This is a genomic window from Lacinutrix iliipiscaria (assembly GCF_042686125.1).
Lineage (GTDB): Bacteria > Bacteroidota > Bacteroidia > Flavobacteriales > Flavobacteriaceae > Oceanihabitans > Oceanihabitans iliipiscarium.
Genome location: NZ_JBHUOV010000001.1, coordinates 1384305 through 1400512, shown reverse-complemented (window position 1 = coordinate 1400512; position 16208 = coordinate 1384305). Strand labels below are relative to the sequence as shown.

The window sequence follows — 16208 nt, the reverse complement described above, 5'->3', positions numbered from 1 at the left end:
TAGTTTAGCATAGTATAAAAAGAAAATTACTGAAAATTTAAAAGCTTGGTATAAATATTATTCGAACCAACGATCTGCATAAAAGCCATAAATAAAATCCATTTCATTTAGAAACACGTATTTTTCATCTTTCCAATTTTCAAAATTAACGTGGTAAGCATATAATTTTACACCTAGACTTTTTAATTTTTTATAGAAGGCTTTGTTGTTATTGTTAATCGATTTCCTTGAAACTGACATATAATCGATCTTATTTTCAGAAATAAATTTTAATTTTTGATGACTATTCATCCCTCTAAAAACTTTTGGCGCTGCCAAAAACTTGACTCCATTTTCACGAGCTTCTTTTACGGCTTTAACAGAAAAGAGTTCCATTATCAATCGGTTTTTATCAACAAATAACTCTGCAAATGCTTTAGGAGAATTCACTTTATCCGTTATTAAAATCGCATCTTGATGATGTGCAAACCAATCATTAATTTCTTGCATAGATAAAGGCGTAAAACGATCTTTAATTTTTGTAGCCATAAAAGTTTCATGAGTGACAGGTGTTGTCTTTTTAAAGCCATTATCTCTATTCCATTTTCTCCAATCGTGTGCAGCTACAAACTTATCATCTGATGTTTTAATAATGTCTAATTCAAACAATCTAAACCCTTTAGCGTAATTTAAATCTAATGCTTCTAACGAATTGGTATAAGTTAAACCATCAATTTCTCCTGCAGCATGAGCGATAAAACGATTTTTATCATTCTTTAAACGACTTAATTTATTTTTAAATTCATCGCTTTGATTATTATTAATATTGACCTGAATTGACAATGTTCTAGTGCTAACATTTTCAATATTCACACCACTTTCTGAATAACAAATATAAGGTTGTTGGTATCTTATATGCGCTAATTTAGGAAGGCCTAATGCTTTTAATTCATTTTGGTGATGCTCAGAATCAAAACCTACAGGATTATCTGAAACAATTACAAAATCACTTGTATTTGCTTTTAGTTTTTTAATTCGATTAATAAATCGCTCAATAACTTTATCGCCATTATGAGTGTCATAATTTTCTATCTCATAAGGATTGTCTAAGACTATAAGATTCAATCCTCTTTTATGATTTAAGACCTCATCGTCTAACTTAAGTGAGGTTAATTCTGGTTGAAGTGAGCTACTTAAAAATAAAGTACCTCCAGCATTATTAATTTTAAAAAAATTATTGTCAATCATCTTTTTACTTTCAAAACCATAGGCTTCTATAAGTTTTAAATCTTCAAAATCTGATTTAAGAATTTCTATTTCATTTCTAGCATATTGTTTTGCTTTACTTATACCATTACCTTTTCGAATAAACACATTAATTTTTGTACTATCAATATCTAATAACACATTTACTTTATCCTCAAAAGCTCTATAAATAAAGTTTTTTCCATTACTTTTTTTATGAGAAACTCTCATGTGATCATCAAAAATAAAGGTGTGATACCTATAGTCTTGTATCGCAAACTTGTCGGTTTCAAAAGTTAAAGACTTATGATGACTTTTAAGCTTTATGCTATTCGTTTGAAGTGTATCGGAAAAGCTTTTTAAAGTAATTTTAAAGTCTTCATCAAATCCATCAACTCGAATAGACGCTTCATTTAAAGCGAGTAACTTTTCTTCATTATTTTCAATATATTTTTGTTTATCACCAACAATAAAATCAACTAAAAACTTAGCATTATGCTTTATTTCTGCACCATCTAGAATGAATTTTGGCAAATCAATTTGCTCAATAGGTTCTGTATTGCTACTCGTTATTTTTTTTCGTTCTGCATTAGTCAAAACGAATAGTTTTCGTTCGTCCATTTTGTCAACCACTTCAGAATTTCCTCCCATTAATAAATGGTCTGGAAAAATATAAAATATAGTATTCTCTAAAACCCCTTGTGTTTCTAAAAACTGAATAAAATCATTTAACATATAATCTACAGAAGCGACCATAAATTCAAAATCAGATTCCTTTTTTTCAATGTGTTTTTCCATACGCTTATCGTAGAATCCATTGGGAAAATGCGTTGAAATTGTTGACAGATAAAGAGCAAATGGTTTAGGATTATCTTTTAGTGTTAAAACTTGTTCTTTGGCTTCATTAAACAAATCATAGTCGTGTAAACCAAAAGATGCTTCGCCGTACTTTTTATTGTAATACGATTGAGGGAAATTGTTAATTTTATAGGTATTCAGCAAATCGCTCATTCCTGAAAACTTAGGGTTTCCTAACAGGTATAATTGTTCATAGCCTGCCTTATCTAATACATGGCTAATTCCTGTTAATTTAGCTTCAACTGCATTTTGAAAGATCTCATTCCCTAAACCTTTAAAGAACATGGGAACACCTGTAATATAGGTGTACATTGAAGCAGAAGTCCAATAACTTCCATCGCCTTGATTCATACTAAAAAAACTATAATCGTTTTTTAAGCGTTGCAAATGTGGTGTGGTGTTTTTAAATTTTTGGCCTAAAAACCCTTTCTCAAAAGACTCCAATGAAATAATGATAATGTTCTTACCTTTTTCAGCTTTGATGGCATCTGAATACACATAATCTTTTGGATTAATATTTAAGGCTTCTAAAGATGAATTCAAACTTTGATCACTAACATTATTAAGTTTTATGATTTGAAAAAGATTATTAAAAACACCATCAGAAAAAGACATCAAGACCAGTGAAATAATTGCTAAAGGAATTAAAACTATTTTTTTTGATTTATCAATAAGTCTCTTGTGAAGAAAAACAAAGAGTAATGTGAATAATAGTATTAAAATAAGCAAAGTAATACTCTGTTTCCAGAGGAAAGGAATACTCAGTAATATATCGTTAAAATTCAAGTGCTTATAGAACTTTAAGTCAATTAAACTTCCTCCAAAATAGATTGAAAAACATTGCAAACTAATAAATACACTAAAAAGAACAGCAAAAATTAATCGGAATATTTTATGAGAAATTAATAGTAGAATACTGATGCTAAAAAAGAACAATACTACAATTTGAAACCATTCGAACATCTATTATATTTTTAGAATTATTTATATGACAAGTTAGGTTTTACAAAAGAGAAACACTTCCCTTAGCCTTTTCAAACTCTTGTAACATATCTGTTACAATTTGAGCGACTGGTTTTATATCATGAATAAGTCCCGCAATCTGCCCAATTTCTAGTTCACCATCTTCTAAGTCACCTTCAAACATACCGCGTTTTGCTCTTGCTCTTCCTAGGAGTTCTTTTAACTCTTCTGGTGTTGGTGATGTTTTATAAAGTTCTTGTAGCTCATTATAAAATTTATTTTTAATGAGTCTTACAGGTGCTAGTTCTTTTAGTGTCAGTTGAGTATCGCCTTCTTTAGCATTTACAACAACTTGTTTAAAATCTTGATGTGCTGAACTTTCTGTACTTGCAACAAACCTGCTTCCAACTTGCACAGCATCTGCACCTAATACCATAGCTGCTAACATGGCCTGACCTGTTGCAATACCTCCAGCAGCGATCAATGGAATTTGCAATTGTTCTTTAACCATTGGAATTAAGGTTAAAGTCGTTGTTTCGTCTCGTCCATTATGACCACCAGCTTCAAAGCCTTCAGCAACAACAGCATCTACTCCAGCCTCTTGAGCCTTGAGTGCAAACTTGACACTACTAACCACATGCACTACAGTAATATCTTTGTCTTGTAACCATTTGGTCCACGTTTTAGGATTTCCAGCAGACGTAAACACAATTTTGACGCCTTCATCAACAATTATGTTCATGATTTCCTCAATGTTAGGATACAACATTGGCACATTCACCCCAAAAGGGTTGTTTGTTGCATTCTTACACTTTTGAATATGTTCACGTAACACGTCAGGATACATACTTCCTGCACCAATAAGCCCTAAAATTCCTGAATTACTAGATGCTGAAGCTAATCTCCAACCAGAATTCCATATCATACCTGCTTGAATGATTGGATATTTAATATTGAAAAGTTCAGTGATTTTATTTTGCATTCAAATACATTTTTAGATTTTAGACAAGCCTTTTTACGGACGTTGAAAATGGCGACAGCTTCAAAAGTAAGAAAATGAAATTAGAAATAATTAAGAAATCACTCCAGAGCCTAAAAGTTCATCCTCTTGATACCAAGCCACAAACTGACCTTCAGTAATAGCAGATTGCAACTCTTGAAACTCAACATACAAACCTGAATCGACTTGATGAAGTGTAGCTTTCTCTAAAGCTTGACGATATCGAATTCTAGCCATAACGTCCATACTTTCATCAACTTGAAGTTTTAAATCTTCACGAATCCAATGGATTTCCTCTTGATTAACAAAAAGTACTTTTTTATATAAACCAGGATGATCTTTACCTTGTCCAGTATAAATCACATTATCCTTAACATCTGTATCAATAACAAATAATGGTTCTACAGTACCACCAACGCCTAATCCTTTACGCTGACCTTTAGTAAAATAATGCGCGCCTTGATGCTTCCCTACTACTTTTCCATCAGCAATAGAATAGCTTGCTTTTTCTGATAAATAAGCGAGTTCATCTTCTTTATTTTTAAATCTCGGAATAGATCTATGATAAACTTGGTTACTTTCAGGAATTTCAACAATAACACCTTCTTTTGGTTTTAATTGTTGTTGTAAAAAGTCTGGAAGTTTTACTTTTCCTATAAAGCATAAGCCTTGAGAATCTTTTTTATCTGCTGTAATTAAATCTAATTTTGCAGCAATTTCTCTAACTTCTGGCTTTGTTAGTTCTCCTATTGGAAATAAAGACTTTGCTAATTGTTCTTGTGACAACTGACATAAGAAATAAGATTGATCTTTATTGGCATCTGCTCCAGCCAGTAACTGATAGATGTTTTCACCTTCTTTTTCTATAGTTCTTTTTCTGCAATAGTGTCCTGTAGCCACATAATCTGCGCCTAGGTCTAAAGCAATTTTCATAAAGACATCAAACTTAATCTCACGATTACATAACACATCTGGATTTGGAGTTCTTCCTTTTTCATATTCATGAAACATATAGTCCACAATACGTTCTTTATACTGCTCGCTTAAATCTACCGTTTGAAAGGGAATCCCTAATTTATCTGCAACAAGCATGGCATCATTACTATCGTCTAACCAAGGGCATTCATTAGAGATGGTTACAGAATCATCGTGCCAGTTTTTCATAAACAAGCCAATCACCTCATAACCTTGTTCTTTTAACAAATATGCAGCAACGCTTGAATCTACACCACCTGAAAGTCCGACTATTACTCTTTTCATACTGCAAATTTACGAATAAAATAAAATTGAATACTACAAATTAATGGATATCTATAGGCGTGTGACACTTGTCGTTCGTCGAAAAAATTATAATTCCTAAAAATGTATTACAAATTTATTTAACTTGCATTTAATATTTAGATAATCCCATTCGATTAATTAATAGCAAATTCATAAAATGACTATCTAAATTTAAAAAAGCTCCTTATCCTCATAAGGAGCTTTATACTTTATAACGCTCTAGTTTTTATTCTTATATGGATTTTTACTCCGTCTAGTAAAATCTTTTTCTTTTATCAATTTACCATCTTCATAATATTTCCAGACACCATGCTTTCTATCGCGTTGGTATTGGCCTTCTAAAACGATCGTTCCAGCTTGGTTATAATACTTTGCGGGACCATGTAATTCGCCTTTATCATAAACATATTCTTTTATAACCACTCCATTTTCCGCATACCAAATTGTTGGTCCATGTAAATTACCATTATCATACATTTCTTTTTGGGCTAAAGTCCCATCTTCATAATATACTAACCGTTCACCATGTAGTTTCCCTTGATTATTATATTGATCTTTACTTAAAATATGATCTGTTTTATTCTGATAATAAATCCAAGTACCAATGAATAGTTTGCCTTTCATCTGGCCTTTACTTATAAGCTTTCCAGTTGATGCAAAAAAGGTTACTTCGGCTAAATCATTATCTTTATTGAATTGTTTTGTAGCAGCTAATAAAGCTTTTCCATCAACATTTTTATAGTATTTAAAGACGCCTATTTCTTTACCATGAAGAAATTCACCTTCGTATCTTACAACTTCAGTACTATCATAGTGTTTTTTCCATTTACCATGGCGTTGGCCTTGAGCATCAAATTGATTAATCGTTTGCGCTGAAGCAAAAATGCTAAGTAAACAAACAATAAGAAACTGTATATTTTTCATAATTTGAATAACGTAATATTTAAATCAAAATTGTAATAGCAAAAAAGCTGCCAAATAGGACAGCTTTTTAAATTATTTTTTTTGTTGCTTTTGCTTTTCTGCCTGTTCCATCATGTCTTTCATTTTCTTTTGAAAACGATTCTCTTTCTTAGGCTTCTTTTTGTTTTCTTGAATTTTAGCATGAATCTTATCTTCGTCGATAATGTATTTTTTTATCACTAACATAATACCAATTGTAATTAAGTTAGAAATAAAGTAATATAAACTTAATCCTGATGCATAATTGTTAAAGAAAAACAACATCATTATTGGCGAAAAGTAAATCATATACTTCATCATTTTTCCCATATCTGGCATACCTTCTTGAGTAGGTTGTGATGCCATTTGTTGTCCAGTAGTCATTTTCATATAAAAGAAAATGGCTAAAGACGCTAGTATAGGAAACAGACTGATATGGTCTCCATAGAATGGAATACTAAAGCCATCAGGGAATTTATAAATGGTATCAAAAGACGATAAGTCTTCTGCCCAAAGAAAAGGCTTTTGTCTTAAGTCGAATGCAGATGGAAAAAATTGAAACAACGCATAAAAGACTGGAAGTTGCAAAAATGCAGGTAAACAACCAGCCATCGGACTCACTCCAGCTTTACTATAGAGAGCCATCGTTTCTTGCTGTTTTTTCATTGCGTTATCCTTAAACTTTGCATTAATCTCAGCAATTTCTGGTTTAATCACTTTCATTTTAGCTTGAGATACATATGACTTGTAAGTTACTGGTGACATGACAATTCTAACTAAAATAGTCATGATAATGATCGCAATTCCATGAGGTAAAAATCCTGATAAAAATCCGAATAATGGAATAAACACATAACGGTTAATCCATCCAAAAATCCCCCAACCTAATGGTATTAATTCGTCAAGATTTCTTTGATAGGCATCAAGTATTTTATAATCACTTGGTCCATAATACCAATCCATATTTGCATTTAACTCACCTCCTTGTAATTCTAAAGGCAATTTAGAAACAAAAGATTTTGTAAAAACCGTATCAATTTGTTCATCCTCAACTAAATTTTTAGACGCTAAATGTACCGTTTTAAAAGGTGTGTCTGTAAGTAGAGCTGAAGAAAAGAAATGCTGCTTATACCCAATCCAAGAGACATCTTGAATGGTTTCTTCATCTTCCATCTGACCTAAATAATCATCTTTTCCATCTTCATAATCGTAATGCAAATCTGTATAACGATTTTCATAAGATATACTTTTGGCATGACGATAAGTTTTTAATCTCCAATCTAAATTAACCTCTTGAGAACTATTAATGACTTGGCTTAACCCTTGAGAACGAATGGTGAAATCCATCATATAATCATCAGGTTTTAATTCGTAACGATATTCTAAAAACTGCGTTGGAGAGACTTTAAGCTTCATAGACACCACAGTATTATCACCATTTTTAGTTACTGTAGGTTCGAAAAACAAATCTTTGGTATTTAAAGTTCTATTATCAGTAGTGCTAAAATTTATATTGAAAGCAGCATTGCCATCTTTAATAATATAGATAGGAATAGAATCATAATTCACGAATTTCTTAAGCTTTACTTCGGAAAGGTATCCTCCTTTATTGCTAAACTTTAATGACAATAAATCACTTTCAACAAGGGTTTCCTGGTCTGTTGCAGAAGGCAAAGTTGATGCATATGCAAAAGCACCTAATTTATTACTTAACGCTACAAGTTGTGTAGAATCTGTAACTGCAGCGGCAGAAAAATCTTCTGCTACAGTTGTTTTAGTCGTTTCTGCTTCAATTTCTTTTACTTTCTGTTCTGCTTCAACTTGTTCTTGTTTTGCTTTTTCTTGTGCTTCAACTTCTTCAGGAGTTGGTTGATTGGTGTACATCATGTACACTAAGATTCCGAATATTAGGATAAATCCTATTATTGAATTGAGGTCTAATTTTTTTTCTTCCATTAGTTGCTAAGTCGTCGTTATATAGACTAAACTGGTTATAGTTTTAAAAATAGATTCCTGCCTTCGCAGGAATGATAAATCTTTTTGAATAACTCAAAAAGCTATCCAATCTTAGTTTTGTGCCATACTGACACCTTTCTTATTTTTATTATGTTTTAATGCGGCCTTAATAAAAGCTACAAATAAAGGATGCGGATTAGCCACAGTACTTTTATACTCTGGATGGTATTGTACACCTACAAACCATGGATGATTTGTTATTTCAACTATTTCAACAAGGTTGGTGTCTGGGTTCAATCCTGTTGCTAGCATCCCTGCAGCTTCAATTTGAGTTTTATACTGGTTATTATATTCATAGCGATGTCTATGACGTTCTTTAATCGTTTCCTTTTTATACACACTTGCAACAATACTATCTTTAATAAGATCACAGGACCAAGCACCTAAACGCATGGTACCTCCTTTATTTGTTATTGTTTTCTGTTCTTCCATTAAACTAATCACAGGGTTTTTAGCCTCAGCATCCATTTCGGAAGAATTAGCATCTTCTAATTTAAGCACGTTTCTAGCAAATTCAATAACTGCCATTTGCATGCCTAAACAAATACCAAAAAATGGAATATTATTTTCTCGCACATATTTTACAGCATCTATTTTGCCTTCTACACCACGTTCTCCAAAACCTGGTGCTACAAGAACACCATCTAAATGTGCTAGCATGGCTTTGGCATTCTCATTATTTAAATATTCTGAATGAATAGACTCTACATTGACTCTGACTTCATTTTCTGCACCTGCATGTATAAAGGCTTCTAAAATAGATTTATAAGAATCTTGTAATTCTACATATTTACCAATTAAACCTATAGTAACTTCTGTTTTAGGATTTTTATGGCGCTGTAAAAACTGATTCCACTGCGTTAAATCTGGAGTTTCACTGTCTAATGCTAATTTCTTAAGAACCACTTTATCTAAGCCTTGTTCTAGCATTAAATTAGGAACATCATAAATCGTAGAGGCATCAATTGACTGAATGACCGCTTCTTCTCTTACGTTACAAAATTTTGCGAGCTTGCTACGTAACTCATCTGGTAATTCATGTTCGGTTCTACAAACCAAAACATCGGCTTGCACTCCGCTTTCCATTAATGTTTTTACGCTGTGCTGAGTTGGTTTGGTTTTTAATTCTCCAGCAGCAGATAAATATGGCACTAAAGTTAAATGAATAACAATAGCGTTATTATCGCCTAAGTCCCATTTTAGTTGACGTACAGCTTCTATATATGGCAAGGATTCAATATCACCAACTGTGCCACCAATTTCAGTAATTACGACATCATAATCTCCAGAATTTCCAAGAATCTGGATTCTATTTTTAATTTCATCAGTAATATGAGGAATGACCTGAACTGTTTTTCCTAAAAATTCACCACGACGTTCTTTTTCAATAACGCTTTGGTAAATACGCCCTGTAGTTACATTATTGGCTTGGCTGGTTGGCACATTTAAAAAACGTTCATAATGCCCTAAATCTAAATCGGTTTCTGCTCCATCATCTGTAACGTAACATTCACCATGTTCATATGGATTTAGCGTTCCAGGATCAACATTAATATAAGGATCTAATTTTTGAATCGTAGTTCTGTAACCTTGAGCTTGCAGAAGTTTAGCCAAAGAAGCCGCTATAATCCCTTTTCCAAGAGAAGACGTTACTCCTCCAGTTACAAATATGTATTTTGTTGTCGTTGTCATGTTGCGCTGTTAAACGCGAGCAAATTTACGATTTAAAGTTGAAAGTTTGGAATTTTAGAAACTTATTTCTTCGGAAAATTTCTTTGAATATTTCTAATTAATTCTTCTAAACCATTTAATTTTAAAGTATAAACGGTTTCTAACATTTCACCTAGTTTCCCTTTAGGAAAGCCTTTATTATGATACCAAACCACATAATACTCAGGCAAATCAATTAAAAACCTGTCTTTATACTTGCCATAAGGCATTTTTGTATGTGCTAATTTTACAAGAAAATCTCTGTCTGGCTGAAGCACTTTTATTTATTCGATTTAAATTTCGCCAGTTTTGCTAACTCACCTTCAATATACTTTTGCCAAAGTGCTTGTTGTTCAAAGTTTCTAGAGAAGTTGGTTTCTGCATCATACTTTTCCTGTAAAGCAGATAACTCGGTATTAATTTCTTGATGAATGTGGTCTAATACTGTACTTAATGATTGGGTTACTGGAAGTTCACTTACACGTTGTCTAAATTTTCTAGCATGCAATTCTGTAATATTAAAATGAAACTGCTCGTGTGCTAAAATATGATTATCAGCATGGTTAGGTTTATACCAAGATTTTTCTGGATAAAAGTGAGCAGATATTTGTGTTTTAAAACTCACTATTCGTTTACTTGTTTTCTTTATAGAATAGCTAAATGTGATTCCAGAAGCTGTTGTTGCGACAGCATCAGAATCCTGCTTTGGAGGACCTTGAAAATCGTCCCAAGATAATTTATACGTTTCACTCCAAGGAATTGTGGCTTCATCTTTATGAAGCATTAGCATACAAGCAGCTATTAAAAAAATTCTTATCACTATATATTATTTTGCTTCAATAATTTTTAAATCTTGATATTTAACAACATAAATAGTGTCATTATAATATCCTCCAAATAAGTGCTTTTTATAAGCAAACTTGTTTTCAACATACTCTGTTAAAGGGAATTCATTTACAGAATTATAAATATCATCTGATACAGATAAACGTAAAACAACATCCATCATTAAATCAAATCCTCTAACAGCAGTTTTGTTTGGCGTTTCATTGTAAACTAATTTATAACGTTTTGAAAATCCGTTATTATCATCCTCATTATACGTTTTAGATACCGTAGGAAAATGGAAATTAAGATTTGATAAATGGTAATTTGAAATCTCATCATTTTCAAAAGCACCATTCATATTTGTTGTTGTTAATATGATTTGGTGGTCTTCATTATTTAACGAATTCAAAATGCTAGTTACATTAGAAACAAAGGTGTAATTTTCTGTTTCTAAAAAAATAATATTTTTTCCAGGTTTTAATTTACTAACAATATCACTTTCCATGACATAATAAGAATCTTTTCCTTCTTTATCTTTTCTTGAGCTTATTAATGACGCTGAGCCAAACTCTCTTTTTAAAGCATTACTTGTCGCTACATTTTTAGAATCAGAAATAACTATAACATGGTTTTTAGTACTGTCTGCTTTAACGAAGTTAACAATTTTAGTTATTAGCAAATCTGATGAAGGCATGGATTGAAAGACATTATCAGATAGTTTTAAATCTTTTAAGTTCGGAGAAAATACAGGCACTTTTTTTCTTTTTAAATCTGATGCTACACGTTCTAAATTCTTAGGCATTAATGGTCCTATAACAGCATCTGCGCTTTCTAAATCTTTAGAATTCAACAAATAGCTCACTTCGCTTAATTGGTTTTTAGTATCGTACACATCTACTTTCAAAGAAATTCCTAAATTTTTAAGCGAATCTACAGCCATTAAAATTCCGGAATAAAAATCTAAAGAGGATCTTAAAAAATTATCATTTTGAATTTGTTTTTTAGCATCGTAAATAGAATCTGTGTTGACTCTATCTAATCGAAAAGGCAGTAAAATTGCAATACGCTTTGCGTCGTAATTTTTAATATGGCTTGATAAGTTAGAACTAGAAGTTTCTGCTTCTGCTTCGTTAAGCTGACTTGAGTAAGGCACTTTTAAAACCATTCCCGATTTTAAACCGCTTTCTTTTAAGCCTGGATTTAAGGCCTCAAGGTCTTCTTGTTCAACACCTAGTTTTAATTTTAATCGATAAAATCCTTCTTTAGGCAACACTGTGTAATAAGAATAGCGTTCATCTATTTCTTTAACTTCTTCCGTTGTAATGTTTGGTACTTTAATTACTTCACCTATCGTTAGAACGGCATTCATATCTGGGTTTAGCGCCTCAAGCTCGTCAACTGTAATTCCAAATTTATACGCGATACGCCATTTTCCTTCCTTTGGTAAAACAGTATAATCTTTAGTTGTTTCTATAACTTCAACAACTTGTTTTGTTTTATAAATTGGAATTTTAATGCGATCGCCTCGTCTTAAGTTTTTAGAGTATAAAGACGGATTATGTTTTTTAATATCGTCTTGTTCTACGTTGTATTTTTGAGCTAAACTATATAGTGTTTCTTTACGCTTAACTTTGTGTTCTTTAAAACCGTCTAACTCTTTAACCGTTGTTGTATTGGTTTGAGAAGTGACTTTTGATTTCGGAATAATTAAAAGTGCATTATCTTTTAATCCTTTTTTAGCATCTGGATTTAGGGCATAAATATCGTAAGGGGTCACGCTGTATTCTTTGGCAATGCTCTCTATGGTTTCACCCGATTTTACACGATGTGTTTTATAGTTTTGCGCTTGAGTTGAAGCACAATTAAACATTAAAACTAGACTTAGGATGTATAATAATTTCTTCATATACTATTTATACGTTCAAAACTGCGTTAAGGATTGAACAATTTGTTTGAGCTCTTTATTTTTTTGATTTCTGCATGAAAATGTAGAAGACAAAAAAAGAAAAGCGAGTTGTGAAAGCCTGACAACATGTTCATGTTGTAACGCCCAAATTAGAATAAACTATTCCCACTCGATTGTTGCAGGAGGTTTACTACTAATGTCGTACACTACTCTATTAACGCCTTTTACTTTATTTATTATTTCGTTACTTGTTTTTTGCAAAAACTCGTAAGGTAAATTCACCCAATCTGCGGTCATTCCGTCTGTGCTTTCTACAGCTCTTAAAGCTACACATTTTTCGTACGTTCGTTCATCTCCCATCACACCAACACTATTTACTGGCAATAGTATAGCTCCAGCTTGCCAAACACTATCATAGAGGTTCCATTTTTTTAGATTGTCTATAAAAACGGCATCTACCTCTTGCAAAATACGAACTTTTTCTGGAGTAATATCTCCTAAAATTCGAATCGCCAATCCTGGTCCAGGAAATGGATGACGTCCCAATAAATTTTTATCCATGAGCATTGAAGCACCTACGCGACGTACTTCATCTTTAAACAATGCTTTAAGTGGTTCGACAATTTTTAGCTTCATAAAATCTGGCAATCCGCCAACATTATGATGGCTTTTAATCGTGGCACTTGGTCCACCAGTTGCAGAGACACTTTCAATCACATCCGGATAAATAGTCCCTTGCGCCAACCATTTCACCTCTTCTATTTGATGCGCTTCATCATCAAAAACCTCAATGAACACGTGACCAATAGCTTTACGCTTTTTCTCTGGGTCGCTTTCTCCTGCAAGTGCATCCAAAAAGCGTGCCGAAGCATCTACACCTTTGACATTTAAGCCCATGCCATTGTATTGTTCTAATACGCTTTGGTATTCGTTTTTACGTAACAAACCATTATTTACAAAAATGCAATACAGGTTTTTACCAATTGCTTTATGCAATAACATCGCTGCAACGGAAGAATCTACACCTCCAGACAAACCAAGAACAACTTTATCGTCTTTGAGTTGTTCTTTTAAAGCCTGAACCGTTTCATCTACAAAAGAGTCTGGTGTCCAATCTTGATTAACTTCAGCGATATTCACCAAGAAATTTTCCAGCAGCTGTTTTCCATCTGAAGAATGATAGACTTCGGGATGAAACTGTATCGCATAGGTTTGTTCGCCTTCAATTTTATAAGCTGCGTTTTCAACATCATGAGTACTTGCTAGAAGCACACCGTTTGTTGGTAAACTTTTAATTGTATCGCTATGACTCATCCAAACTTGACTTCCCTTTGAAATTTGACTAAAGAACGGTTCATTTTCTTTAATAAATGACAAGTTTGCTCTTCCGTATTCACGAGTATTTGAAGGTGCCACTTCGCCTCCAGAAAAGTGTGCTAAATATTGCGCACCATAGCATACTGCTAATAAGGGTTTGTGGCCTCTAATTTTAGATAAATCGGGATGTAATACAGCTTCACCTCTTACAGAATTCGGACTTCCAGAAAGGATTACAGCCTTGTAGTCTTCTATATTTAAAGGTAATTTATTGTAAGGATGAATTTCGGATAAGATGTTAAGCTCTCTAACTCTTCGCGCAATAAGTTGTGTGTATTGCGATCCGAAATCTAATATAAGGACTTTGTTGTGTTGCATGCACAAAAATAACAATTGATTTTTGAATTATGAATGCTGATTCATGAATTTTGAATTAAATTGTTAACACTGTAAAATCTCTTTTTAAAGGTTTTAATTTTTTTATTAAAGTCGGAATTAATTCATCGCCAAATTCTAAATATAATTCTGAAAAATTAGTGTTACGCTCTTGTAAGCTTTGATTTGGAAACAACTCATTTTGAAGCATTTTAACTTTATTTAACTGTGTACTTAACTTCCGTTTTTGAGCTTTCATTAAACGCTTTTCTAAATGCTCTAACCCTTTAATTTGTTTGCGTTCTTGGGCTGAAACTGCTCCTAAAAATGATTTGTCAGTTTGTTTGGCGAGTTTGTGTAACTCTTTAAACTGTTCTTTTAAATGTATTTTTTGTGTTGAAAAGTCGATTTCAATAGCAGACAGTTGTTTCGTTTTTTTCTGAATAAGCGCTTCCTGTTTTAAAAATAAGTCTGCATTAGACAATCCTAATTTTTCTTGTTTTTCGGCTTGTTTTTCAGTTTTTACAAGTACCGAATTCCTTAAAAGTAACATAGGAAACGTGACTTTCATTTTTTCGAAATAAGATTTCAACTGCAACCAATAGGCTAATTCACCTCCTCCTCCAATATAACAAAGATTTGGCAAAATGACTTCTTGGTAAAGTGGTCGCATAATTACATTTGGACTAAAACGTTCGGGATGCGCTAAAAGCTCTTTTTTAATCTCACTTGAACTCCAAGACAATTTGGTATTTATTACTTTATAAGTGTTATCTTCAAATACAATGCGTTCTCTTAAACCTTCTGCTAAATAAAACAGATTAATCTCTCGAGGATTAACTTGAACTTTGTAGTTCGTTGTTAAACTGTTAAGTTCTTTTGAGGTTTCGGTTACAAACTTATAAGCTGTTTGATCTACCAGTTCTTCTTTCATGAAAGGAATAAATAATTCCTTTAAGTGTTTATCATTTGCATCTAAAATAACTAGACCATAATCTGCAAAAAGTGTATTAGCTAAATAACGTGTAGCATCGGCTAAATTATTATTTTTTAAATAGGCAGATTCGAATAATTGTCTTAATGTTTCAGCATTATTGCCTAGGCCTAAAACTTTTGAAAACACTTCAAAAACAGATTCTAAACCTTCATTAGACAATTCGCCAACAGCTCCACTTGCTTGTCTTGGCCATTGTACTTTTTTTCCTTTAAAGTTAAAATAATTGATTTCATCGAAGTCATGATCTTCTGTAGCCATCCAATAGACAGGAACAAAATTATAATTAGAATATTCTTGTTTAAGCGTCTTTGCTAAATTAATTGTTGAGGCAATTTTATACAGAAAATACAAAGGACCAGTAAACAGATTTAATTGATGACCTGTGGTTACTGTAAACGTATTATTATTAGAAAGTGCATTAATATTTAACAATGTAGGTTGTGAAATATTTACGTCTTTATATTGTTTTTGCAGTGCTTTAACTAAAACACTTCTAGTATTTGAAGAAAAAGAACTTTGTTTACTTTCAATTTGATTTTTAAAATTCTCTAACTTAGGAAAGTTATAGTAGAATGTTTTAAGCGCATCTGATTCTTCTAAGTAATCGCAAATTAATTCTGAAAAATAACCTGTTTTTTTAAACGAAATATAATCTGTAGTCATAAAACCAATTCTATTATTTTGTAAATATACAGCCTTTTTAAAATCTAATTTAACATACTCTATTTTTAATATTCCTTTAACAAAACACAGTTATAATCTGTTTTTTTTATTACTTTTAATAAAAAAAG

11 protein-coding genes are annotated in these 16208 nt (G+C 32.2%); all 11 read right to left on the bottom strand.

Annotation, left to right across the window (positions count from 1 at the left end; genetic code table 11):
* Window positions 1-57: 57 nt before the first annotated feature.
* Complete coding sequence (locus tag ACFS5M_RS06370) at window positions 58-3045, bottom strand: sulfatase-like hydrolase/transferase (RefSeq protein WP_183486916.1); 2988 nt, start codon at window positions 3043-3045, stop codon at window positions 58-60.
* Between the two features lie 40 nt (window positions 3046-3085).
* Window positions 3086-4027 (bottom strand): NAD(P)H-dependent flavin oxidoreductase, encoded by a 942-nt coding sequence (locus ACFS5M_RS06365; RefSeq protein ID WP_183486914.1) that lies wholly within the window; start codon window positions 4025-4027, stop codon window positions 3086-3088.
* 90 nt (window positions 4028-4117) lie between these two features.
* Window positions 4118-5305 carry a tRNA 2-thiouridine(34) synthase MnmA gene (mnmA, locus tag ACFS5M_RS06360; RefSeq protein WP_183486912.1) on the bottom strand — a complete coding sequence of 396 codons (1188 nt, stop codon included), beginning with the start codon at window positions 5303-5305 and terminating at the stop codon, window positions 4118-4120.
* A 240-nt stretch (window positions 5306-5545) separates the two neighbouring features.
* Window positions 5546-6250: a toxin-antitoxin system YwqK family antitoxin gene (locus ACFS5M_RS06355; protein ID WP_183486910.1), complete on the bottom strand. Its 705-nt coding sequence runs from the start codon at window positions 6248-6250 to the stop codon at window positions 5546-5548.
* A gap of 72 nt (window positions 6251-6322) precedes the next feature.
* Window positions 6323-8224: a membrane protein insertase YidC gene (gene yidC, locus ACFS5M_RS06350; protein ID WP_183486908.1), complete on the bottom strand. Its 1902-nt coding sequence runs from the start codon at window positions 8222-8224 to the stop codon at window positions 6323-6325.
* 111 nt (window positions 8225-8335) lie between these two features.
* Window positions 8336-9976 (bottom strand): CTP synthase, encoded by a 1641-nt coding sequence (locus tag ACFS5M_RS06345; RefSeq protein WP_183486906.1) that lies wholly within the window; start codon window positions 9974-9976, stop codon window positions 8336-8338.
* Window positions 9977-10038: 62 nt separating this feature from the next.
* Window positions 10039-10272: a DUF3820 family protein gene (locus ACFS5M_RS06340; RefSeq protein ID WP_183486904.1), complete on the bottom strand. Its 234-nt coding sequence runs from the start codon at window positions 10270-10272 to the stop codon at window positions 10039-10041.
* 2 nt (window positions 10273-10274) lie between these two features.
* Entirely contained in the window at window positions 10275-10814 is a 540-nt protein-coding gene (locus tag ACFS5M_RS06335; protein ID WP_379898235.1) for a DUF922 domain-containing protein, read from the bottom strand.
* A 6-nt stretch (window positions 10815-10820) separates the two neighbouring features.
* On the bottom strand, window positions 10821-12728 hold the full coding sequence (locus tag ACFS5M_RS06330; RefSeq protein ID WP_183486902.1) for a LysM peptidoglycan-binding domain-containing protein: 1908 nt from the start codon (window positions 12726-12728) through the stop codon (window positions 10821-10823).
* A 159-nt stretch (window positions 12729-12887) separates the two neighbouring features.
* Window positions 12888-14423, bottom strand: a complete 1536-nt coding sequence (guaA, locus tag ACFS5M_RS06325) for a glutamine-hydrolyzing GMP synthase (RefSeq protein ID WP_183486900.1) — start codon at window positions 14421-14423, stop codon at window positions 12888-12890.
* A gap of 55 nt (window positions 14424-14478) precedes the next feature.
* A complete protein-coding gene (gene bshC, locus ACFS5M_RS06320) occupies window positions 14479-16080 on the bottom strand; it encodes a bacillithiol biosynthesis cysteine-adding enzyme BshC (RefSeq protein WP_183486898.1) in 1602 nt (533 codons plus the stop codon).
* Between the last annotated feature and the right edge of the window lie 128 nt (window positions 16081-16208).